The following is a 22089-nucleotide window of genomic DNA, read 5'->3' as shown; positions in this document are numbered from 1 at the left end:
ATTTTAAATTGCTACTCAATAGCAGTTAACGATACATTGTTATCGAAATTTTTCCTAACAATGCATTCAGAAGGAGATCAACATGACATTTCGGGTCTTGAACCGTGAACACATGTGTACGTGCTGCATCCTTGTTGGCGCCTTGTATGGCGCTTTGGGCACGGCGAACGCCGGTGAAGCGGAACCAGTGAGGGGCGTACCAGTGCCGAGCGCACAGTTTGAAGACCTGAAAGGATATTATGAATTTGCAGACGGACGCCTGTTGACGATCACCGGAAGCACGTACAAGATCCGCGCTCAGCTCGATGGACGACCTGAAATTGCAATGGTACGCGTCGGCGCTTCGACGCTACAGGCTGCAGACCGTAGTTTTACCTTGATCTTCGAGCAGCAGGACAATGGGACGATTATCAATGTCGACCTTGAAGAACGGCTTGGCGAAAAGGTGAATGCACGACGCGGTTCCGCAAAACCGGCCGATTAGCATTAGCGGCACGCGGTCAACCCGCGGGCGGGACAGGCGTCACGATTCCTCGCCGCCGATGGTGTACACCTTCCCCGCCGTCGCCCCGCTCTCCCCCTTGCGTGCCCGCAGGTCGCGGTACACCGCGGCCCGCATGATCAGCATCGACACCACCGGCGCCGTCGCCAGCAAGAAGGCGCCGATGATCACCTCGTGCACCACCGGCCGCGATTGCGCCGCCGTGAACACCACCATCGACGCCAGCAGCACGCCGCCGGCACCGAGCGTGATCGTGATCGCCGGTCCGTGGATGCGCTGGTAAAAGGTACGCAGGCGCAGCAGGCCGAGGGCGCCGATCAGGACGATGGTGGCGCCAAGCGCCAGCAACAAGGCGGCGGCCAGCGCCGCCCACGATGGCAGGTCGGCAGCGGTCGTCATTCGATGATCTCCCCGCGCATCAGGAACTTGGTCATGGCGACCGTGGAGACGAAGCCGACCAGCGCGATCAGCATTGCCGCTTCGAAGAAGATCTGCGAGCCGGAGCGGATGCCGAGCACCAGCGCCAGCACCATGCCGCACATCCACAGGGTGTCCAGCGCCAGCACGCGGTCGTGCGCCGACGGCCCCACCAGCAGGCGCACGGTGCACAGCAGCATGGCGCCCAGCACGCAGGCCAGCGCATAGTTGATCGAGAGCTCAAGCAGGGTCGCCACGCGCGGCCTCCGTTTCGAAAATATTGATCAAGGGCCGCTCGTAGCGGGTCTGGATGGTATCGATCCACCATTGCGTGTCCTGCAGGTCGAACACGTGCAGCACCAGTTCGTGCCCCTCGGGCAGGATCTCGACCCAGACCGTGCCGGGCGTCATGTTGATCAGGCAGGACAGCACCGCCAGACCGTAGGGGTCGCGGATGGTCAGGGGTACCCGGATGAACTGCGAATTCACCTTCGCGTAATCGGCGAACAGGATGATGCGGCTGACGTTGAAGCAGGAGCGCACCACTTCCACGGACGCCATCGCCAGCAGGCGCGCCAGCTGCAGCGGCGCGCGCAGGCGCGGGTAGCCGAGCGGTTGCAGCCTGCGGCCCAGCAGCGGCGCCGCGATGCCGACCAGCACGCCGAGCAGCAGGTGCGCCGGCTCGATGCTCTGGTTCAGCAGCAGCCACAGGATGCACAGGCCGAGCGAGACCAGCGGGAAAGGCAGCCAGCGCGTCATGATGGCACCTCCACGGCGGCGGCAGGCGAAGGCACGGCGGGGTGCCCCAGCACGCGCTCGATATAGTCGGCGGGACGGTGGATGCCTTCGCTGGCGCGGCCCAGGTAGCTGAAGATCGGCCCGGCCTCGACCGTCATGAAGCCGGACAGCGCCAGCAGGAATACCACCGGCACCACCTCCGATCGGTGCAGCCTGGGCGGCAGCGCCTTGGTGGCCCAGAAGGTGCGCACGCCGAAGCGCAGCATCGCCATCACCGCCGCCAGGCCCGAACCCAGCACCAGCGCCATCAGCGCCCAGGCGGTACCGGGAATGGTGCCGCCGGACGGATTGAGCAGCGCATGGAACATGCCGAACTTGGCGACGAAGCCGGACAGCGGCGGCAGCCCGGCGATCATCAGCGTACAGGCGGCGAAGGCCAGCGCCAGGAAGGCCAACGCCGCCGGCACGCCCTGCCCCAGCGGCTCGTCGGGCTTGTCCTCGACCGCGTAGGCTTCCATCGTCACCGCCAGGATGGCCGCTCCCGGGGTGCGGATGCGCTCGATCAGTTCGACCAACAGCAGGAAGGCGGCGATCGCCAGCGTCGAGCCGACCAGGTAGTACAGGCCGGCCGTGACCAGCGAAGCCTGGCCGTAGCCGATCACCGCCAGCAGCGTGCCCGAGGACACGATCGCGCCGTAGCCCGCCATGCGCCCGGCGCTGCCGGTGGACAGCATGCCGGCGGCGCCGAACAGGATGGTGGCGGCGCCGCCCCACAGCAGCGCATCGTAGCTCCAGCCGCCCGGAAACCATAACAACCACAGCCGCAGGATGGCGTAGGTACCAACCTTGGTCATCAGCACCAGCATCGCCGCCACCGGCGGCGACGCGGCGGCGTAGGTGGTCGGCAGCCAGAAGCCGAGCGGCCACATCGCGCTCTTGATTAAAAAGGCGAGCGCCAGCACGCTGGCGCCGATCTGCACCAGGCCGAGTTCCGGCGCGGCCAGCCTGGCGATCTTGGCAGCCAGGTCGGCCATGTTGAGGGTGCCGGTGGCGGCGTAGATCAACGCCGCCCCGAGCAGGAACAGCAGCGAGGCCGCCAGGTTGACGGCGATGTACTGCATGCCGGCGCGCAGGCGCTCGGCGTTGTACCCGTGCAGCAGCAAGCCATAGGACGAGGCCAGCATCACCTCGAAGAACACGAACAGGTTGAACAGGTCGTGCGTCAGGAAGGCGCCGTTGATCCCCATCAGCAGGAACTGGAACAGGGTGTGGAAATGCACCCCGATGCGGCCCCAGCGCTGCTGTGCGAACAGCAGCGCGGCCAGCGCCAGCAGCGCGGTCAAGAGCAGCATCAGCGCCGCCAGGCGGTCGGCCACCAGTGCGATGCCGAACGGCGCCGCCCAGTTGGCCGCCAGGTAGACGCCGATGCCGCCCTGCCAGTAGCCGCCATCGGTCATCGCCACCAGCACCAGCGCGCTGGCCAGCATGCCCAGCACGGAGAGGTAGCCGAGCGCCAGCTTGAGGCGGTGCCAGCCCTGGGTCAGCGGCGCCATGGCGGCGCCGCACAGCAGCGGCAGCAGCACCGGCACCAATATCAGTTGGTCGAGTGCCCTCATGCTTCGGGCTCCCGGCCGTCGACGTGGTCGGTGCCGGTCAGGCCGCGCGCGCCGATCATCACCACCAGGTACAGGGCGGTGGTGGCGAAGCCGATCACGATCGCAGTCAGCACCAGCGCCTGCGGCAGCGGATCGGCCAACGCGGCCGGATCGACCGGCGTACCTGCAGGGGTGAGCGGTGGCTTGTCGACCCACAGCCGGCCCATGGCGAAAATGAACAGGTTGACGGCGTACGACATCAGCATCAGCCCGGCCAGCACCTGGAAACTGCGCGGGCGCAGCACCAGCCAGATGCCGGCGGCGAACACGATCCCGATCGCGAGGGACATGACGGCTTCCATTACAAAATCTCCTTGGTCGGCGGCAGCGCCGACGGCAACGCGGCGCGGGCGGCGGCCACCGGCATCCGGTGGCTGCGCAGCGACTGGTGCGCCAGCGCCACCAGAATCAGCATGGTGGCGCCGACCACCACCAGGAACACGCCGAGGTCGAACACGAAGGCGCTCGGCACGTGGATCTCGCCCAGCAGCGGCAGCGCCAGGTGCGCCGTGTGGCTGGTCAGGAAGGGGTAGCCGAGCAGCCAGGCGCCGAGGCCGGTGCCGCAGGCCGTGGCCAGGCCCCAGGCGATCCAGCGGTGCGGGCGCAGGCGCAAGTGGTCTTCGACCCAGTCGGTGCCGGCCACCATGTACTGCACGATCAGCGCGGTGGCGAAGATCAGGCCGGCGACGAAGCCGCCGCCCGGCATGTTATGCCCGCGCATGAAGAAATAGACGGCGATGACGCCCATCACCGGCAGCAGGAAGCGCATGTACACGCCGGCTACCAGCAGATATCCGCCGTTCGCCTGCCCGGCCGGCGACTGACTCACGGCCGGATCGACGTCGCTGGCCTGCTGCACAGGAATCGGGACGCTCTCGCGCGCCGGGCGGAAGCGCCGCAGCAGCGCGTACACGGTCAGCGCGACCGCGCCCAGCACGGTGATCTCGCCCATCGTGTCGAAGCCGCGGAAGTCGACCAGCAGCACGTTGACGACGTTGGCGCCGCCGCCTTCGGTCAGCGCGCGCAGGATGTAGAAATCGCTGATGGTGTCGACCGCCGGCCGCGTCAGCACGGCGTAGCTGACGGCAGCCAGCCCGAGGCCGCCGGCCGCCGCCAGCAGCAGGTCGCGCGTACGGCGCCACCGCGTGCTCGCGGGGGCCGGGCCCGACAGCGCTTGCGGCCGGGCGCGCGGCGGCAGCCAGCGCAGCCCGAGCAGGATCAGCACCGTGGTAACGGTTTCCACCATCAGTTGGGTCAGCGCCAGGTCGGGCGCCGACAGCCACAGGAAGGTGATGCTGGTGACGACGCCGGTGCCGCCGACCAGCGCCAGCGCGGCCAGCCGGTGGTACTTGGCCTTGACCGCCGCCGCCACCGCGCAGCCGGCGCCGATCAGCCACAGCGCCGCGAACGGCAGGTCGATGGCGCCCGGGTCGAAGGTCGGCAGGCCGGGCAGCGGCGCCGCCAGCAGCAGCGGCGCCAGCACCAGCATGGCGACGATGGCGCGGAACTGCGGCTGCAGGCGCCGGGTGCCGGTCCAGCGCATCAGGGTATCGGCCGCCACGCCCAGCGCCAGCATGCAGGTCTCGTAGGCTTGCGCACCCTTCAGGCGGTGCAGCACCGGCACCTTGCTGCGGTCGCGCAGGTTGGCGCGGCGGCGCAGGAAGATATAGAACACCAGGCCCCCGGCCAGCGCCCCGGCGCTCATCGCCAGCGGCAGGTTGAGGCCGTGCCAGATCGCCAGGTCGTACTCGGGCATGCGTACGCCGAGGATGGCGTGGGCCGCCACCGCCAGCACGTCGCCCACGGTGCGCTGCGGCAGCACGCCGACCGCGATGCATAGCAGCACCAGGCATTCGACCGGGAAGCGCATCCAGCGCGGCGGCTCGTGCACGGGATGATCGATCTCCTGCGTCAGCGGTCCGAAGAACACGCTGATGAAGCGCAGCGAATAGGCCACGCTGAAGATACCCATCAGGGTCGCCGCGACCGCCATCGACCAGTCCTCGGTACCGCCCACCAGCGCCGCCTCGGTGAAGAACATCTCCTTCGACAGGAAACCGTTCAGCAGCGGCACCCCGGCCATGGCGGCGCTGGCGACGATGGCCAGCGCCGCCGTGCGCGGCATCGCCCGGCGCAGGCCGCGCAGGACGCGCATGTCGCGGGTGCCGGTCTCGTGGTCGACGATGCCGACCGCCATGAACAGCGAGGCCTTGAACACCGCGTGGTTCATGGTGTGGAACACGGCCGCGACCACCGACAGCGGCGTGCCGATCCCCAGCAGCACCGTGATCAGGCCGAGGTGGCTGATGGTCGAATACGCCAGCAAGCCCTTCATGTCGTGCTGGAAGATGGCGAAGAAGGAACCGATCAGCATGGTGCAGACGCCGGCGCCGCCGATAATCCACGTCCATTCCGGGGTCCCGGACAGTACCGGCCACAGGCGCATCAGCAGGAAGATGCCGGCCTTGACCATGGTGGCCGAGTGCAGGTAGCTCGAGACAGGGGTCGGCGCCGCCATCGCGTGCGGCAGCCAAAAGTGGAATGGGAATTGCGCGCTCTTGGTCAGTGCGCCGAGGGCGATCAGGATCAGCGCCGGCAGGTACAGCGGATCCTGCTGGATGCGCCCGGCGGCGGCCAGCACCACGTCGAGATCGTAGCTGCCGGCGATGTGGCCCAGGATCAGCATCCCGGCCAGCAGGCACAGGCCGCCGGCCGTGGTTACCGTGAAAGCCATGCGGGCGCCGCGGCGCGCATCGTTGCGCTCCTGCCAGTAGCCGATCAAGAGGAACGAGGCCAGGCTGGTCAGCTCCCAGAACACCACCAGCTGGATCAGGTTCCCGGACAGGACCACGCCCAGCATGGCGCCCATGAAGGCCAGCATGTAGGCAAAGAAACGCGCCACCGGATCGCGCTGCGACATGTAGTAGCGCGCGTACAGCAGCACCAGCAGGCCGATGCCGAGCACCATGACCGTGAACAGCCAGGCCAGCCCGTCCATGCGCCAGACGATCTCGAGGCCGAACTGGGGCAGCCAGGCAAAGCGCTCGCTCACGATCTCGCCGGTGCGGATGTGGCCGAACTCGGAAATGGCCAGCACCAAGGCCGCGAGCGTGGCGGCGCCCGCCACCGCGGCCGGCCGCAGGCGCGAGCCGGACGGCATGCACACAGCGAGAAAGGCGCCGCAAAAGGCCAGGATGGGAATGAACGGAAGCGTCGACATCAGGACGGAACCGATGCTGGCGGTCGCGAGGGAGTGAAAGCGTCGGGCATGCCAGTGTGATGTATATATATAGAATGTAGTTATTCTACTGGCAATATTCCCGAAGCTGCCACGCGTTACTTCAGGGCATCATCGCAGCTGCAGCCAGAACTTGCGCACGCCCTCTTCCTCGTCCAGCGGCCCGACCGTGAATCCCAGCTTCTTGACCAGCCCGATCACCGGCGCATTCTGCGGCAGCGCCTCGCCCACGATCTCGCGCGTGCCGCGCGCGCGGCAGTAGGCAATCAGCTTGTTCATCAGCATCACGCCCAGCCCCTTGCCCTTCAGGTCGGAGCGCACCGTCACCGCGAATTCGGCGCTGAGGTTGTCCGGATCGGCCACCACCCGGCCCACGGCCAGGGTCTCGCCGATACCCTCGGCGTTGGGACGGGTGGCGATGAAGGCCATCTCGCGGTCGTAGTCGATCTGGGTGAAGCGCGCCAGCTGGGCCGGCTGCAGCTCGCGCACGCGCACGAACATGCGGTAGCGCACGTCGTCTGGCGTCAGCGCATTGAAAAAGGCGATGTGGGCCTGGCCATCCTCGGGACGGATCGGACGCAACAGGATCTGCCCGCCATCCCAGTCCACGGTTTCCTCCAGCTCGGCCGGATAGGGGCGGATCGCCAGGCGGTCAAGGGTGCTGCGGGCGGGATTGCCGGCGCGGTCGGCCATGGCGATGCGCATGCGCGCGTCGAGCACCACGGCGCCGCGGCTGTCGGCCAGCAGCGGGTTGATGTCGAGTTCGACGATTTCCGGCACCTCGGCCACCAGCCGCGCCACCTGCACCAGCACCGCGGCGATCGCATCCATGTCGGCCGCCGGGTGGTTGCGGTAGCCGGCCAGCTGGCGCGCCACCCGGGTACGGTCGATCAGGTCGCGCGCCAGCACCGTGTTCAGCGGCGGCAGCGCCACCGCATGGTCGCCCGCCACCTCCACCGCCAGCCCGCCCTGGCCAAACAGGATCACCGGTCCGAACACCGGGTCGGTGGCGGCGCCGGCGATCAGTTCGTGGGCCTCGGGGTTCCTGGCCATCTCCTGCACGATGAAGCCGTTCAGGCGCGCATCCGGCCGCAGCTCCGCCAGGCGGCGCCGCATGCGCTCAGTGGCCGCGCGCACCGCTTCCGGCGAGTCGAGGTCGAGGGTGACGCCGCCGACGTCGGATTTCTGGGCGATGTCCGGCGACAGGATCTTGACCGCCACCGGGAAGCCGAGCACCGAGGCCGCCCGCACCGCCTCCTCGGGCGTGGCGGCGGACAGCGTCGGCACGGTCGGGATGCCGTAGGCGTCCAGGATCGCCTTGGTCTCGGGGTCGGACAGCAGGTAGTGGCCGCGCGCCAGCGCCGTGCGCACCAGGGCGCGCGCCCGTTCGCGGTCCGGTTCGCCGTCGCCGACGGTGGCCGGGACTTGCATCAAGAGGGTCTGGTTGCGGCGGTAATCGACGATCTGCAGGAAGCCGTTCACGGCTTCCTCGGGCGTGCGGTAGGCCGGTATCCCGGCCTCGGCCGTGATGGTGCGCGCCGCCACCACCGATTGCCCACCCAGCCAGCAGGCCAGCAGGTTGCGCGACGAGGACTTGGCCAGCGGCGCCAGCGCGCGCGCCACGTCGGCCGGATCGACCACGGCATTCGGCGCGTGCACGATCAGCACGGCGTTGGCGTCCGGGTCCTTCAGCAGCACCTCGACCGCATCGCGGTAGCGCTCGGGCGGGGCGTCGCCGCGCAGGTTGAGTTCACCGCTGCCGCTCCATTCGGGCACCAGCTCGCGCAGGCGGCGCACGGTGTCTTCGCTCAGCCTCGCCTGCAGGCCGCCGCCGTACTGCAGCGCGTCCTGGGCCAGCAGCACCGGACCGGCGCCATTGCCGAGGATGGCCAGGCGCTCGCCGTACAGCGGCTTGGCGCGCGCCAGCGTCTCGACCGCGGCGAACAACTGGCCGGTGGTGTAGGCGCGCAGCATGCCGGCACGGCGGATCGCGGCGTCGTAGACGTCGTCCGGCCGCGCCAGCACGCCCGACAGGCAGGCGGCGGCCGTCGCCGCTTCGATCGAGCGGCCGGCCTTCAGCATCAGCGTCGGCTTGCTGCGCGCCGCCGCCCGCGCCGCCGACATGAACTTGCGCGCGTAGCGCAGGCTCTCCACGTGCAGCAGGATGGCGCCGGTGCCGGGGTCGCTGGCGAGGTAGTCGAGCACGTCGCCGAAGTCGACGTCGGCCGACTCGCCCAGCGACATGAAGCTGGAAAAGCCGATGCCGCGCGTACGGGCCCAGTCCAGCACCCCGGTCATCATGGCGCCCGATTCGGAGACAAAGGCGATCCGCCCCGACGCAGCGCCGCCGGCCGCGATGCTGGCGTTCAGGCCGATGCCGGGCGCCAGCAGGCCGGAGCTGTTGGGACCGAGGATGCGCAGCAAGTAGGGATTGGCGGCGTCCAGCATCGCCTGCTTGAGCGAGCGGCCGCGCAGGTCGCGCGCGCTGGACAGGCCGGCCGTCATCACGACCGCGGCGCGGGTGCCGAGCTCGCCCAGCGCGCGCACGATGGCGGGCACCGTGGCCGGCGGGGTGCAAATGATGGCCAGCTCCGGCGCCTGCGGCAGGTCGGCGACGTCGCCCCAGACGCGCTGGCCGCCGAGGGTGGCGTACTTGGGATTGACCGGGAACAGCGTGCCCTTGAAGCCGCCCTCCAGCAGGTTGCGCCAGACCGTGGCGCCGACGCTGCCGGGACGCTCGGACGCCCCGACCAGGGCCACCGATTTCGGCGCGAGCAGTTGTCGCAGGTTCCGTACGCTCATCCAGAGACTCCTTAGGGCCGCACCCAGCCGTGCAAGGGCTATCGTAGCAAATTGGCTACACTGGCGGCCACATATATCAAGCACAGGGCATGAAAATGACGGAAACCAAGGACGAAGAGGCCGGCGAAAAGAGCGGCTCGAAGACAGTGATCTACGCGGCAATCGCCTCCAACCTCGGCATCGCCGCCGCCAAGTTCGTGGTGGCGGCAATCACAGGCAGCGCCGCGATGGCTGCCGAAGGCATCCACTCGGCGGTCGACACGGGCAATGAATTCCTGCTGCTGATCGGCGAGCACACCAGCGCCAAGCCGGCCGACGCCAAGCACCCCTTCGGCTACGGCAAGACCCTGTATTTCTGGGCGCTGATCGTGGCGCTGAGCGTGTTCTCGCTGGGCGGCGGCCTCTCGATCTACCATGGTATCGACGCCCTGCGCCATCCGGAGCCGCTGCAGGACCCGATGTGGAACTACATCGTGCTGGGCGTCTCGGCGCTGTTCGAGGGCTACAGCTGGAACGTGTCGCGGCGCGAATTGAACAAGGTACGCAAGCCCGGCACCTCGCTGTGGCAGACGGTTCGCGCCAGCAAGGACGCGTCGGTATTCACCGTCTTCATCGAGGATTCGGCGGCGCTGCTCGGCCTGGCCATCGCGGCGCTCGGCATTTTCCTGGGCCACCTGTTCGACAACCCCTACTTCGACCCGGCCGCGTCGGTGCTGATCGGCCTGCTGCTGGTCGGCGCCGCCTTCACGCTGGCGCGCGAGACCGGGGCGCTGCTGGTCGGCGAAAGCATCGGCCCCGAGGCCACGCGCCGCGTGCGCGCCATCTTCGACAACGATCCCGACATCCAGACCGTCAGCAAGCTGATGTCGATGCAGCTGGGCCCCGACGAGGTGCTGCTGACCGCGGCCGTGCAATTCAAGCGCGGCATGCGCATCGACGAGGTCGAGGGGGCGATCGCGCGCCTGGAAAAGGCGGTATCGGCCATCTATCCGCAGATCCAGCACATCTATTTCGAATCGGGGGCGCTGCGCTCGGCGATGCACTAGGGTCGCCTGCTCAGCGGCAAGACACGGCATCGATCTATTAAGGCATATATCCCCATGAGATTAGTTGGCATTTTCCTCTACCTGACCTTGGAGATTTCGAGACCGACACAGCGCTTTTGTTTAGAAGCCAGGCACGATTTATCTGTCATTTCGTGCAGCAGTATGTAGCTGCCCGCAAAATCCAAGCCTATGGTTTCAAAAGGATTTGCGTAGGGTGCAAGACTGTTGCGTCCGAACTGAATTTCAAGAACTCTTAAAATGTGCTGGTCGTGGAGGTGCCATTTGAAATTGTGGAGTATGAAAACAATAGAGAGGAAGATCTGCCAGAATACTTTATCGGAATGGCCGTCTGTTAAAGTAACTAAGACAATCCAGGCCGAATTTTAGCTATCGCTTACATTTGCGGCCTAGACTGTAATAACAGGATGCACTGATGAACGACCAAATCTCTACCGTATTACGCACCGAGCATACGGGGCTGACAGTCGCCTCAATAGATGGCGTACTTGATTTCTGGACTGAAGTTCTCGGCTTTAAACTCGTTTACCGCAAAGAGCTTGGCGGTGGGCACGCGATGGAACAAGTAGTCGGTGTGCCGGGGGCTTATTTAAGAAATGCTCTCCTGGAGGGCCCCGATGGATACAGAATTGAGCTGCTCGAGTACGACTCACCAGAAGACCGCTTGATTTTGAAGCAACGTCCATGTGATGTTGGCTCGGCTCATTTGGCGTTTGCCGTGACCGATCTGCGCGGAATGCTAAATCGTATGCGCCCTTATGGATGGACGGCAACCGGCGAACCGCAAACCGCGCCTAGCGGAACAATCTTGGTCTATACCCGAGGACCTGACGGACACACTATTGAACTTATGCAGCATCCTGAGTGAAATACCTCTCTGCGCTCAGGGCTTCCGAAACACGATCGCATGCTGGATCGGCAGCGATTCGATGCTCCGTTCCCACTTCAGGCCATGCGCCGTGGCTTCGCGCCGTACCTGCACTTCGCTCATCTTATGCAGCGGCTTGATCGCGACTGCCGGATCCTCGGCCCGATATTCGACGAAGACGACGCGCCCGCCCGGCTTCAAGGCGTCGACGATGCTGTCGAGGACCTCCGACGGATAGGCCAGCTCGTGATAGACATCGACCATGATTGCCAAGTCGACGCTGGCCGGCGGCAGTTTGACGCTGGTGTCGCTACCCAGCACCGACACCACGTTGCGCACGCCGCGCTTGGCCATCTGGCGGTCGAGCATGCTGACCATTTCCGGCTGCACGTCGACTGCATACACGCGTCCGCTGGGACCCACCTGTTTCGCCAGCTGCCAAGTGTAGTAGCCGGTGCCGGCGCCGATATCGGCCACCGTCATGCCGGGCCCCAGTGCCAGTTCCCGCAGAAGCAACTCCGGCCGCTCTTCGCGTGCGCGGCTTTCGCGCTCGAGCCATTGGGCGCCCTCCCATCCCATCACGCCGGCGATCTCGCGGCCCATGTAGCGCTTGCCGATGCCATCGCGGCTGGGTACAACGCGTTCATAGCGCGAATCGGTGGAAGCTGCCTGTGCCGCGGCATCGACATCGGCGGATGACGGCAGCGTCACAGCCGACAGGCAGGCCAGCAGGACCGATAGCGTACGTTGAGCGAGGGACGTGCGGTAATTGCGGGAGCGGGTGCGGTGCATGATCGGTTTCCGTAAGAAGTCGTTGCCTGCAATGACGCCGGCAAAGCTTGCCGTGCCTGGAAATGCTCAGTGTAGCGGCGTTTGGCTGCCCGGAGTGCATTGGCTACATCCGAATTTCCTGGTCACGTCGCGTTGACTGGACAGGTGCCGTCGATCGAATTGGGCGTATCCGAAGATGTCTGGTACGAAGAACCGCCAGAGTGCGCACCTGGACTTTGCGCATCGTTACACAGCAGAGCAGAAACACGCCGTTCTGCATTTCTTGCAGTCGTATCTGAACCCAGGCCTTTTAGCTGACACTGAACAGGTGACGCGCTCGATTAAGCGATGGTCCGCTGGCTGACATGTGTGCTGCGCGGCCTATCAAGCCCCTGCAAAGCAAGCCGGTCTCAATCGAAAGGCCGCCCTTGGCCAAAGGCTGCAGCAGCAAACCGCTCTCCCATCTGCGTGTGCGTCGCGCCATCCGGATGCAGGGCGTCGGGCAAGGGCATGCGGGTATGGTCGTCGTCGCCGTACAGAATCCGCCCGTCCAGGTAATGGATGTGCGGGTCGCTGATGCGCCGTTGGGCCACGATGTTCTCGAGCGCGGCGCGGATGGTCTCCAAGGTCAGCTTGTCCGCCGCAGCGTCCTCGGCCCTGCCGGTGGCCTGGAATGCCAGTTGTCCGCCCGAGAAAACGGCCGCCGAAGGACCGGGCGTCGCTTCGTGGATCGGACAGAGGATGGGCGACACGACCAGAAGCGGTGTCGTCTCGTGGCCTTCACGGACCGTATCCAGAAAGCCATGCACGGCCGGACCAAAACCGCGCAGACGCATCAGATCCATGTTGACGAGGTTGATCCCGAGCTTGAGGCTGATGAAATCGGCCTGCTGGTCCCTGATCGTACGCGCAAGGAATGGATCGAGCAGCGCACCGCCGCCAAAGCCCAGGTTCAGCAGATCGACGCCGGCAAGACGAGCCGCGACGGCGGGCCAGATGCCCGTTGGATGCTGGGCGTTGGAGCCATGGCTGATCGAGCTGCCGTGATGCAGCCATCGTTTGCGGCCATCGTGCCCGCACGCTTCCAGCGCGGCGTTGGTGCGCAAGGTGGAGAGCGCGGTGGGCTCGTCGTGAGGCAGCCAGATTTCCACGTCCTTGATGCCTGCCGGAAGATCGGTGAAGCGCAACAGACCGGGCTCGCCATCCTCGACCTCGACCTGCGGCACCGTGCCCGAAGACCAGGCCGAAGGATCGATGCGCAGGATACGTCCGCCGGGGATCGTGCCTTGCCTGGCCAGGCGCCCGTCGATCACCAGGTCGTAAGTGCCGGCCGGGCGCGGCGGCAGGCCGACGTAGACACGCCTGGTCGGCAAGGCGACCAACTCGATCGAGGTTGCCTCCGTACAAAAACAAATGCGCACCCCCGAGGGCTGCGCCTCCACCATCAGTAACTGCGGATCGGTGCATTGTCTGCGTGCCCACGCTGGCAAGCGGTGCGGCACGATTCCGTGGGGCGTGTCCTCGAGCTCGATCCAGCCCCGAAGCAGCGCTGCGGTGACGGGTGTGCTGATCCATTGTCCGGGTGATGGCGTCATCGACCTGCTTTCATTTTTTGAGCGAACAAAGCATGGCATGCAGCACGTCGAGCGTCATGTGCCAGGATGCCTGTGGCAAAGGGAGGCTGTGGCTGAAGCTGCCAGCCGACTCGAGCATCGTAAAGCCGAGGAACACGCTGCCGAGCAGACGAATCGCATGGATTTGCATGCTCTCGTCGAGTTCATAGCCATGCAGGACGGCCCGCATTGCCTGCGCGATCCTGATCCCGCCGCTGCACGCAGCTGACTCGCCATCGAGCGGATGGCGGGTGGCGGCGAAGAGTCCGGGGTGATCCCTGGAAAAATCCCGATGCGCCTCGGCAAGCGCGATCAAGGCGTCTCGGCCGGCGCGGCCGGCAATCGCATCCGCAATCCGGTCGGCCAACTTGTCCAAGGCATGCAGCGCGATGCGGACCCTGATGTCGTTTGCGCTCGCCACATGCGAATACAGGCTCGCGACTTTCACATCGAATTGCTTCGCCAGCGCGCTGGGAGTCACGGCCTCGAATCCGGACATATCCGCCAGCTTCGCGCCCGCCTCGATCAAGCGATCGATTGTCAATCCCGCCCTCGCCATAGCACCTCTTCCTAATATCATTAGCATAATACCTAAGCATATTAGGTTTGTCGATCGTAACTGCCGAGCCTCACGGTAGGCGCTGGAGCAAACTGCATGAGTCGTTCACGACTAGACATGCTCGTGCCTGGCGACCGGATGCGATGGCCGGCCCATGCTAGAATAATCGCGTGAAACGCATCCATCGCTCATTGCTCGTCTGGCTGCTGTTGCTGGCGCTGCCCTTCCAGGGCTTCGCCGCGGCAGGCATGCTGGCGCGTGGGCCGTCGATGTCGATGCCGATGCACGAGCTGGTCGATGCGCACGCGGCCACGCCGATGGCCAAGACCATGGAAGAGCATGGCGGCCATTGCGCCGGCCATGCACAGCAGGCCGGTCAACTGCATGCCGGTCAGCAGCACGACGCGCCGCCCCAGCAGGACGGGCACCACGGCGGCAAGGCCGGTGCCTGTGCCGACTGCTGCGCCGGCGCGGCGATGGCGCCGGCAGTGCTGCCGGCGCTGGTGCTGGCGCCCCCTCACTTCATCTCGATTCCCTTCCGCGCCGGCCACGTGCCGAGCGTCGACCCCGCGCTGCCCGAGCGCCCGCCCCGGACCGTCCTCGCCTGACTCCGCGCGCCGCCGCCTTTGGCCGGCGGCTGTTCCCACGCATCGTCGAACGAGGTTTTCATGCATTCCGCATACCGTATCGCGCTGGCCGCCTGTGCCTGCGCGTGGCTGCTGCCGGCAGCCGACTCACTGGCCCAGTCAGCGGCCCCTATCCTGACCGGCGCCGCCGATCCCGGGGCCAGCGTGCCCGCCACCACTTACCAACCCGCCATCGGCTACCGGCCCGAAGCGGGAATCGACACGCCGCCCGACCGCAACTGGGCCGCGAGCAATGCCACCGTCGCCGCCTACAACTCGATGTCGCTGACCATGAAAATGAAGGGCATGCACGCGCCGGCAGCCACCGCGCCAACCGACCCGCATGCCGGGCATGCCGCGGCTGCCGTGCCCGCTGAACACGCCGAACATACCGGTCACGCCATGCATGGCGGCCCTGCGCACCACGTCGATGCCGCCGCCCGGCCGGCAGCGCCACCCGCGGAGTCGCCATGAGGACCGGGCCGCAACGCAGCGCCGCCGGCGCGGCAATCGCAACGGCGGCGGCATTGCTGCTGGCCGGCTGCGCCACGGTCGCCCCGGACGGCGGCTTCGGCGCGGTGGCCGCCGGCACCCGCGCACGCATCGGTGCCGAGCCGCGCATCGCCCGCGATGAAGCATCCGCGCGCGCCCTGCAGCAGAAAGTGCGCACGATGCTCGCCTCCCTGCTCGACATGGATGGCGCCGTACGCGTCTCCCTCCTGAACAACCCCGGGCTGCAGGCCAGCTACTGGCAGGTCGGCATCGCCCAGGCCGACCTGGTGCAGGCGTCGCGCCTGCGCAATCCGGGGCTGGGGTTCAGGCGCGTCGGCGGCGGTGGCGACATCGAGATCGAACGCAGCCTGACGGTTGACCTGGCCGGCATCCTGACCCTGCCGCTGGCATCGCGCCTGGAGGCGCGCCGCTTCGAGCAAATCAAGCTGGATGTCGGCTACGCCATCGAACAGCATGCGGCGCAGACCCGCCGCGCCTGGGTCGAGGCAGTGGCGGCCAGCCAGGCGCTCGACTATGCGCGCCGGGTCGATGCCGCCGCCCAAGCCAGCGCCGAGCTGGCCGGCCGCATGACCAGGGCCGGCAACATGAACGGGCTCGAACTGGCGCGCCAGCAGCTGTTCCAGGCCGAGACCGCAGCCACGCTGGCGCGTAGCAGCAAGCAGGCTGTGGTCGCGCGCGAACACCTGACCCGCCTGCTGGGCCTGTGGGGCCAGGACGCCCACTACACGCTACCGCCCCACCTGCCCGAGCTACCGGCGGCGCCGGCCGAGCTGCCCGCAATCGAACGCATCGCGCTCGAACAGCGCCTCGACGTGCGCGCCGCCCGGCTCGACGCCGAGGCCACCGCCGCCAACCTCGGCCTGACCCGCGCCACTCGCTTCGTCAACGCGCTCGAGGTCGGCGCCGCCAGCAAGAGCGAAAGCGGCCAGCCGCATGAACACGGTTATGAACTGAGTATCGAACTGCCGCTGTTCGACTGGGGCGGGGCGCGTAGCGCCAAGGCCGAAGCCATCTATATGCAGGCCGTCAACCGCGTGGCCCAGGCGGCGGTGACGGCGCGCAGCGAGGCGCGCGCCGGCTATCTCGGCTACCGCAACGCCTGGGAGGTGGCGGCGCACTACCGCGACACCATCATCCCGCTGCGCAAGCGCATCTCCCAGGAAGTGCTGCTGCGCTACAACGGCATGCTGGCCAGTTCGCTGGACCTGCTGGCCGATTCACGCGAGCAGGCAAACGCCGTTTCCAGCTACATCGACGCACTGAAGGACTTCTGGCTGGCGCATACCGATCTCGAGGCCGCGCTCGGCGCCCGCACCGGCGCCCAGAGCGCGCAAAGCGCAGCGACGGACAGCACAGACACGCACAAGGAACACGCAGAATGACATCACGCAGGCATTTCATCACCGGCGCGGCGACCCTGGTCGCCGCCGCCGCCGTCACCAAGGCCGGCGCAGCCGGCATCCCCGAGGCACCAGTGGCACCGTCGGCGGCCACCGTTCCGCCCCCGCCGCCGCCCAACGGCCGGCCCTACAACCCAGTCGTCACCCTGAACGGCTGGAGCCTGCCCTGGCGCATGAAGGACGGCGTCAAGGAATTCCACCTGGTGGCCGAGCCGGTGGTGCGCGAGATCGCGCCCGGCATGAAGGCCAACCTGTGGGGTTACAACGGCCAGAGCCCGGGGCCCACCATCGAAGTGGTCGAAGGCGACCGCGTGCGCATCTTCGTCACCAACAAACTGCCGGAAGTGACCAGCATCCACTGGCACGGCCAGTTCCTGCCGAACGGCATGGACGGCGTCGCCGGCCTCAACCAGCCCGCGATCGCGCCCGGCAAGACCTACGTCTACGAATTCGTCGCGCGCTATGCCGGCACCTTCATGTACCACCCGCATGCCGACGAGATGGCGCAGATCGGCATGGGCATGATGGGCTTCTGGGTGACGCACCCGAAAGACCCGCGCCAGCATGCGGTCGACCGCGACTTCGTGTTCCTGCTGAACGCCTACGACATCGACCCCGGCGCCTACACGCCCAACGTCAACGAGATGCTCGACTTTAATATCTGGACCATCAACAGCCGCGTCTTCCCCGGCACCGACCCGATGGTGGTGCGCAAGGACGACCGGGTGCGCATCCGCATGGGCAACCTGTCGATGACCAACCACCCCTTCCACATCCACGGCCACCGCTTCGAGGTCACCGGCACCGACGGCGGCTGGATTCCGCCGGCGGCGCGCTGGCCGGAAGTCACGGTCGACATCGGCGTCGGCCAGATGCGCGCCATCGAATTCGTGGCCGACGCCCCCGGCGACTGGGCCTTCCATTGCCACAAGTCGCACCACACGATGAATGCCATGGGCCACGACGTGCCGAACCTGATCGGCGTCGACCACCGCGGCGTGGCGAAGCAAATCAACGACCTGGTGCCGGGCTACATGGTCATGGGCGACAAGGGCGGCTCGATGGGCACCATGAAGATGCCGCTGCCCGAGAACACGCTGCCGATGATGGATGGCACCGGCCCGTTCGGCCCGATCGAGATGGGCGGCATGTTCACCATGATCAAGGTGCGCGAGGGCCTGGCGCGCGGCGATTACCGCGATCCGGGCTGGTACAAGCATCCGGCAGGAACCGTGGCGCGCGAGTGGACCGGCGCCGCGCCGGAGCCGGTGCGCGCAGCAGTTACGCCGGCAGCGCCGGGCGAGACGGTGGGAACGGCCAAGCGCGGCGGCGGCCACGGCGGGCACTAGAAGCCGGCGTAGGGTGGACGGCTCCGCCGTCCACGCGTTCAAGCAGTGCCAGCGCAGAGCGAACGCAAGCAAAAAGTTCCCGCACACTTCTGATTCCGGCTAAGCGCCGCCCATTCCTCAGGCATAAACTCCCCTCGCATGACAATCAGGGAACCTGCCATGAGCCTGACCACGCGCCTACTCGAGAACCTGCAACTCCCCAGGAAACCGCGCGACGACGACGGCGGGCCTTCGGCGACACCGGCGACGCCGCGCCAGGCACCGCCCGCGATGTCCTTGGGCGACCAGATCAACATCGTTCACACCGCCCTGTTCGGCTGGCCCTGCGACCAGCTCACCCCGATCGACGACTATCTCGCCTGCGACAACATCCACCAGGTCGGCCTGAAGATGCTCGATTCACGCCGCTTCCGGTGGGACATACGCGACAAGATCGGACTCTGGCCCGACAACAAATGGGTGATGACGGAGTTCCGCGGCCTGAAGGTCTGGGTCAACCTGTTCGACGGCTTCGTCTCGTTCGGCGTCCTGCACGGCAACTGGGAAAACCCCGAAGCCGACTTCATGCTGTCCTGGCTGAAACCCGGCGACGGCGTCATCGATGCCGGCGCCAACATCGGCGTGTTCACGCTGCAGGCGGCGCGCGCGGTCGGCCCGGGCGGCAAGGTGCACGCCTTCGAACCCATGAAGACCACCTTCGGCATGCTGGCGCGCAGTGTCGAAGCCAACGATTTCGGGGCGCGCTGCGTGCTGTACAACGAAGGCCTCGGCGCCGCCGAGGGCGACGGCGCCTTCCACATGAGCATGCACCTGACCAACCCGGGCAGCTCGTACATCACGATGGACGGCGCGATGGCCAGCGCGGCCGATACCGGCGCCGAGCACAGCGCCGGGCCTGTCGGCGAGCGCATCCACATCCGGCCAATCGACGCGATTGACCATGCACACCGTATCCGCTTCATCAAGATCGACGTCGAGGGCTTCGAGCCGCACGTCATCCACGGCGCGGCCAGGACGCTGACCGAACACGCGCCCGTCATCCTCACCGAATTCTTCCCACGCTCATTGCGCGCCATCGGCGGCATCACCGGGCCGGACTACGTCGCCATGCTGGAAAAGCTGGGCTACCGGATGTCTGTGTTCACGGCCGGCCGCGGCGGGGAAAAAGTCACGCCCGCCAACGCCTGCCGCTTCGACGACATTGCCGAGCCGATCAGCCTCGTATGCATGCCGGCCAAGCAGCGCTAGGCCGGCGCGCGCGCGCTGACCGGATAGCCGGCCTCGTCGATGGCGCCGGCGATGCGTTCCAGGTCGGCGCTGCTGTCGATCCTGACCTTCTTGGTCGGCAGGTCGATATCCACGGTCGCGGCCGGGTCGATGCCCTGCACGGCCTTGGTCACGCGGCCGACGCAGTGCTTGCAGCTCATGTCTTCAACGGTCAGTTCATACATCGTTTGCTCTCCTTGGGTTGGCGGCGCAGCGGCCGCCTCATGGTTGACTTGTTGCGCAGCGACGGTTGCCGGCGCGATGTCTGCCGCAGCGACGGCTGCCGCCGCGCCTGCGCCAGGGTTTGGCGGTGTTGCCGGCGGCAGCTGCAGGGCCGGCAGCACCTGTGCGTCAGCGGCAACGCCGTCGGCCCGGCGCGCCGGCACCCAGCGCCGCAGCAGCAGCGCATTCGTTACCACGCTCACCGAACTGAGCGCCATCGCCGCACCGGCCAGTACCGGGTTCAGCAGCCCGAAAGCCGCGACCGGGATACCGACCACGTTGTAGACAAAGGCCCAGGCCAGGTTCTGGCGGATCTTGCGATAGGTGCGGCGCGATATATCGATCGCATCCTGCACCAGCAGCGGGTCGCCGCGCATCAGCGTGATGCCGGCGGTATGCATCGCCACGTCGGTGCCGCCCGCCATGGCGATGCCGACGTCGGCCGCCGCCAGCGCCGGCGCGTCGTTGATGCCGTCGCCGACCATCGCCACCTTGCGCCCGTCCGCGCCCAGCGCGCGCAGGGCATCGGCCTTGGCGCCCGGCAGCAGCTCGGCCAGATAACGCGACAGGCCCAGTTCGCGCGCCACCGCCGCGGCGCTGCCGGCATTGTCGCCGGTCAGCATCACCACCTCGATGCCGAGCGCCTGCAGGCCGGCCACGGCGGCGCGGCTGGTCGGCTTGATGCGGTCGCCGAAGACCAGCAGGCCGCGCAGCGCGAACGCCCCCTCGGCGCCGGTGGCCAGCCAGGAGACGGTGCGGCCGTCGGCTTCGTGGCGTGCCGCCGCTTCGTGCAGCGCTGCGGCAGACGCACCCTGCCCGGCTTCCACGTCGGCACCCAGCTCGCGCATCAGGCGCAGGTTGCCAAGATACACCGGTTCGCCATCGACGCGCGCCTGCACGCCGCGGCCGGGCAGCGCCCGTGCATCGGCGGCGGCAGGCAGCGCCAGGCCGGCCTCGCGCGCGGCCGCGGCCACCGCGTGGGCCAGCGGGTGTTCGCTGTACTGCTGCACCGCCCAGGCCAGCGCCAGCACCCGGCGCGGGTCGGCGCCTTCCACCGCCAGTACCTGCGGGCGGCCCTCGGTCAGGGTGCCGGTCTTGTCGAAGGCGACCACGCGCAGTGCATGCGCGGTCTCGAGCGCCGCCGCATCCTTGATCAGGATGCCGTGGCGCGCCGCGCTGCCGGTGCCGACAATGATCCCGGTCGGCGTCGCCAGGCCCAGCGCGCACGGGCAGGCGATCACCTGCACCGTCACCGCGTTCAGCAGCGCGCCCTGCCAGTCGCCGGTGGCCAGGCCCCAGCCGAGCAGGGTCAGCAGCGAAATCAGCAGCACCACCGGCACGAACACCGCGCTGACACGGTCGACCAGGCGCTGGATCGGCGCCTTGGCCGCCTGCGCATCCTCGACCATGCGGATGATCCGGCTCAGCATCGAGTCGGCGCCGACCGCGCTCGCTTCCAGCAGCAGCGAACCTTCGCCGTTGACGGCGCCGGCGCCGACGCGGTCGCCCGGCGCCACGGCCACCGGCAGGCTCTCGCCGGTGAGCAGCGAGGCGTCGACGTGGCTGCTGCCTTCGAGCACGCGGCCATCGGCCGGCACCCGTTCGCCCGGGCGCACCACGATCGTGTCGCCCACACGCAGCGCGGCCAGCGCCACCTGCACGTCGGACCCGCCGCGGCGCACCAGCGCATGCGTGGCCTGCAGCGATTGCAGCGCGCGGATCGCGGCCACGGCCTGGCCCTTGGCGCGCCCTTCGAGCCATTTGCCGAGCAGGACCAGCGTGATCACCACCGCCGAGGATTCGAAATACAGGTGCGCCGCGCCCTCCCCGCCGCGCAGCAGCGTCCACACCGACAGCGCATAGGCCGCCGAGGTGCCCAGCGCCACCAGCAGGTCCATGTTGCCGGCCCCGGCGCGCACGGCCTTCCAGCCGGCGCGATAGAAACGCGCGCCCAGCCAGAACTGGACCGGCGTCGCCAGCGCCAGCTGCAGCCAGCCCGGCAGCATGGAGTGCAGGCCGAATGGCGCAGCCAGCATCGGCGTCACCAGCGGCAGGCTGAGCAGTGCTGCGAGCGCCACCGGCCACCATGCGGGCCAGCGCGATGCCGCCGGCCCGCGCGCGCCCTGCCCGGCACCGGCGTTGGCCGGCTCTGCCTGGTGCGCCTGATCGATCACCAGCGCTTCGTAGCCGGCGCGGTCGATCGCCGCCAGCACCGCCTGCACGTCGATGGCGGCGCCCTGTACCCTGGCTTTCTCGGTGGCCAGGTTGACGCTGGCGTCATCCACGCCGGGCACGCCGCGCAGTGCCTTTTCCACGCGCGCGACGCAGGACGCGCAGGTCATCCCGCGGATGTCGAACTGCAATGCCGTGTTTGTCTGTGCCGCGCCCGGCGGCACCGTACCCGCCTGATTTGCTGTCTGACTCATCCCGCCTCCATCGTATCCAGACAGGATATAGCTTCCCATCGTAGGAAGGTCAAGGGTGGC

The 22089-nt window shown here is 67.5% G+C and carries 19 protein-coding genes; 8 read left to right on the top strand and 11 right to left on the bottom strand.

Features of this window, described 5'->3' with window-relative positions; all coding sequences use genetic code 11:
- Positions 1-82: 82 nt before the first annotated feature.
- Positions 83-484 (top strand): hypothetical protein, encoded by a 402-nt coding sequence (locus U1H99_RS24780; protein ID WP_323144350.1) that lies wholly within the window; start codon positions 83-85, stop codon positions 482-484.
- Positions 485-523: 39 nt separating this feature from the next.
- On the opposite strand, the gene mnhG is transcribed toward U1H99_RS24780, so the two are convergent.
- From mnhG to U1H99_RS24745, 7 genes are all read right to left on the bottom strand, one after another.
- On the bottom strand, positions 524-901 hold the full coding sequence (gene mnhG / locus U1H99_RS24775; RefSeq protein WP_323144349.1) for a monovalent cation/H(+) antiporter subunit G: 378 nt from the start codon (positions 899-901) through the stop codon (positions 524-526).
- The gene (locus tag U1H99_RS24770; RefSeq protein WP_141829185.1) at positions 898-1176 is read right to left on the bottom strand and encodes a K+/H+ antiporter subunit F; all 279 of its coding nucleotides are present in this window, start codon (positions 1174-1176) and stop codon (positions 898-900) included. Before U1H99_RS24770 ends, mnhG begins: the two co-directional genes overlap by 4 nt.
- Positions 1160-1678, bottom strand: coding sequence for a Na+/H+ antiporter subunit E (locus U1H99_RS24765; RefSeq protein WP_323144348.1), 519 nt, complete (start codon positions 1676-1678; stop codon positions 1160-1162). Before U1H99_RS24765 ends, U1H99_RS24770 begins: the two co-directional genes overlap by 17 nt.
- Positions 1675-3273 (bottom strand): monovalent cation/H+ antiporter subunit D, encoded by a 1599-nt coding sequence (locus tag U1H99_RS24760; protein WP_323144347.1) that lies wholly within the window; start codon positions 3271-3273, stop codon positions 1675-1677. The genes U1H99_RS24765 and U1H99_RS24760 overlap by 4 nt, the downstream gene beginning before the upstream one ends.
- Positions 3270-3614 carry a Na+/H+ antiporter subunit C gene (locus U1H99_RS24755; RefSeq protein ID WP_323144346.1) on the bottom strand — a complete coding sequence of 115 codons (345 nt, stop codon included), beginning with the start codon at positions 3612-3614 and terminating at the stop codon, positions 3270-3272. The genes U1H99_RS24760 and U1H99_RS24755 overlap by 4 nt, the downstream gene beginning before the upstream one ends.
- Positions 3614-6532, bottom strand: coding sequence for a monovalent cation/H+ antiporter subunit A (locus U1H99_RS24750; protein WP_323144345.1), 2919 nt, complete (start codon positions 6530-6532; stop codon positions 3614-3616). Before U1H99_RS24750 ends, U1H99_RS24755 begins: the two co-directional genes overlap by 1 nt.
- A 129-nt stretch (positions 6533-6661) precedes the next feature.
- The gene (locus U1H99_RS24745) at positions 6662-9352 is read right to left on the bottom strand and encodes a bifunctional acetate--CoA ligase family protein/GNAT family N-acetyltransferase (protein ID WP_323144344.1); all 2691 of its coding nucleotides are present in this window, start codon (positions 9350-9352) and stop codon (positions 6662-6664) included.
- Between the two features lie 89 nt (positions 9353-9441).
- Between U1H99_RS24745 and U1H99_RS24740 the strand changes: the two genes are divergently transcribed.
- Both U1H99_RS24740 and U1H99_RS24735 read left to right on the top strand, forming a co-directional pair.
- A complete protein-coding gene (locus U1H99_RS24740; protein ID WP_323144343.1) occupies positions 9442-10398 on the top strand; it encodes a cation diffusion facilitator family transporter in 957 nt (318 codons plus the stop codon).
- 433 nt (positions 10399-10831) lie between these two features.
- On the top strand, positions 10832-11284 hold the full coding sequence (locus U1H99_RS24735) for a VOC family protein (protein ID WP_323144342.1): 453 nt from the start codon (positions 10832-10834) through the stop codon (positions 11282-11284).
- A gap of 15 nt (positions 11285-11299) precedes the next feature.
- On the opposite strand, the gene U1H99_RS24730 is transcribed toward U1H99_RS24735, so the two are convergent.
- The 3 genes from U1H99_RS24730 to U1H99_RS24720 form a co-directional block, all read right to left on the bottom strand.
- Positions 11300-12076, bottom strand: a complete 777-nt coding sequence (locus U1H99_RS24730) for a class I SAM-dependent methyltransferase (RefSeq protein ID WP_323144341.1) — start codon at positions 12074-12076, stop codon at positions 11300-11302.
- 389 nt (positions 12077-12465) lie between these two features.
- Positions 12466-13650 carry an SGNH/GDSL hydrolase family protein gene (locus U1H99_RS24725; RefSeq protein ID WP_323144340.1) on the bottom strand — a complete coding sequence of 395 codons (1185 nt, stop codon included), beginning with the start codon at positions 13648-13650 and terminating at the stop codon, positions 12466-12468.
- 10 nt (positions 13651-13660) lie between these two features.
- Positions 13661-14212, bottom strand: a complete 552-nt coding sequence (locus U1H99_RS24720; protein WP_323144339.1) for a TetR/AcrR family transcriptional regulator — start codon at positions 14210-14212, stop codon at positions 13661-13663.
- A 185-nt stretch (positions 14213-14397) separates the two neighbouring features.
- Here U1H99_RS24720 and U1H99_RS24715 point away from each other — a divergent pair, with 185 nt between their 5' ends.
- From U1H99_RS24715 to U1H99_RS24695, 5 genes are all read left to right on the top strand, one after another.
- Entirely contained in the window at positions 14398-14835 is a 438-nt protein-coding gene (locus U1H99_RS24715; RefSeq protein WP_323144338.1) for a hypothetical protein, read from the top strand.
- A gap of 60 nt (positions 14836-14895) precedes the next feature.
- Entirely contained in the window at positions 14896-15327 is a 432-nt protein-coding gene (locus tag U1H99_RS24710; RefSeq protein WP_323144337.1) for a hypothetical protein, read from the top strand.
- Positions 15324-16748: a TolC family protein gene (locus tag U1H99_RS24705; protein WP_323144336.1), complete on the top strand. Its 1425-nt coding sequence runs from the start codon at positions 15324-15326 to the stop codon at positions 16746-16748. The genes U1H99_RS24710 and U1H99_RS24705 overlap by 4 nt, the downstream gene beginning before the upstream one ends.
- Positions 16745-18115: a multicopper oxidase family protein gene (locus U1H99_RS24700; RefSeq protein ID WP_323144335.1), complete on the top strand. Its 1371-nt coding sequence runs from the start codon at positions 16745-16747 to the stop codon at positions 18113-18115. The genes U1H99_RS24705 and U1H99_RS24700 overlap by 4 nt, the downstream gene beginning before the upstream one ends.
- Before the next feature lie 159 nt (positions 18116-18274).
- Positions 18275-19363 (top strand): FkbM family methyltransferase, encoded by a 1089-nt coding sequence (locus tag U1H99_RS24695; protein ID WP_323144334.1) that lies wholly within the window; start codon positions 18275-18277, stop codon positions 19361-19363.
- Here the strand turns inward: U1H99_RS24695 and U1H99_RS24690 are convergent.
- Entirely contained in the window at positions 19360-22029 is a 2670-nt protein-coding gene (locus U1H99_RS24690) for a heavy metal translocating P-type ATPase (protein WP_323144333.1), read from the bottom strand. The genes U1H99_RS24695 and U1H99_RS24690 overlap by 4 nt on opposite strands.
- Between the last annotated feature and the right edge of the window lie 60 nt (positions 22030-22089).

The organism is Massilia phyllosphaerae (assembly GCF_034659755.1).
Lineage (GTDB): Bacteria > Pseudomonadota > Gammaproteobacteria > Burkholderiales > Burkholderiaceae_D > Telluria > Telluria phyllosphaerae.
The sequence above is the reverse complement of the archived record's forward strand: the minus strand, read 5'-3'. Positions and strand labels throughout refer to the sequence as shown.

Coding starts and splice junctions, on each gene's coding strand:
- U1H99_RS24695 (WP_323144334.1), top strand. CDS start 18,275: ATGAGCCTGACCACGCGCCTACTCGAGAACCTGCAACTCCCCAGGAAA.
- U1H99_RS24745 (WP_323144344.1), bottom strand. CDS start 9,352: ATGAGCGTACGGAACCTGCGACAACTGCTCGCGCCGAAATCGGTGGCC.
- U1H99_RS24735 (WP_323144342.1), top strand. CDS start 10,832: ATGAACGACCAAATCTCTACCGTATTACGCACCGAGCATACGGGGCTG.
- U1H99_RS24750 (WP_323144345.1), bottom strand. CDS start 6,532: ATGTCGACGCTTCCGTTCATTCCCATCCTGGCCTTTTGCGGCGCCTTT.
- U1H99_RS24690 (WP_323144333.1), bottom strand. CDS start 22,029: ATGAGTCAGACAGCAAATCAGGCGGGTACGGTGCCGCCGGGCGCGGCA.
- mnhG (WP_323144349.1), bottom strand. CDS start 901: ATGACGACCGCTGCCGACCTGCCATCGTGGGCGGCGCTGGCCGCCGCC.
- U1H99_RS24760 (WP_323144347.1), bottom strand. CDS start 3,273: ATGAGGGCACTCGACCAACTGATATTGGTGCCGGTGCTGCTGCCGCTG.
- U1H99_RS24765 (WP_323144348.1), bottom strand. CDS start 1,678: ATGACGCGCTGGCTGCCTTTCCCGCTGGTCTCGCTCGGCCTGTGCATC.
- U1H99_RS24725 (WP_323144340.1), bottom strand. CDS start 13,650: ATGACGCCATCACCCGGACAATGGATCAGCACACCCGTCACCGCAGCG.
- U1H99_RS24705 (WP_323144336.1), top strand. CDS start 15,324: ATGAGGACCGGGCCGCAACGCAGCGCCGCCGGCGCGGCAATCGCAACG.
- U1H99_RS24710 (WP_323144337.1), top strand. CDS start 14,896: ATGCATTCCGCATACCGTATCGCGCTGGCCGCCTGTGCCTGCGCGTGG.
- U1H99_RS24730 (WP_323144341.1), bottom strand. CDS start 12,076: ATGCACCGCACCCGCTCCCGCAATTACCGCACGTCCCTCGCTCAACGT.
- U1H99_RS24740 (WP_323144343.1), top strand. CDS start 9,442: ATGAAAATGACGGAAACCAAGGACGAAGAGGCCGGCGAAAAGAGCGGC.
- U1H99_RS24700 (WP_323144335.1), top strand. CDS start 16,745: ATGACATCACGCAGGCATTTCATCACCGGCGCGGCGACCCTGGTCGCC.
- U1H99_RS24755 (WP_323144346.1), bottom strand. CDS start 3,614: ATGGAAGCCGTCATGTCCCTCGCGATCGGGATCGTGTTCGCCGCCGGC.
- U1H99_RS24780 (WP_323144350.1), top strand. CDS start 83: ATGACATTTCGGGTCTTGAACCGTGAACACATGTGTACGTGCTGCATC.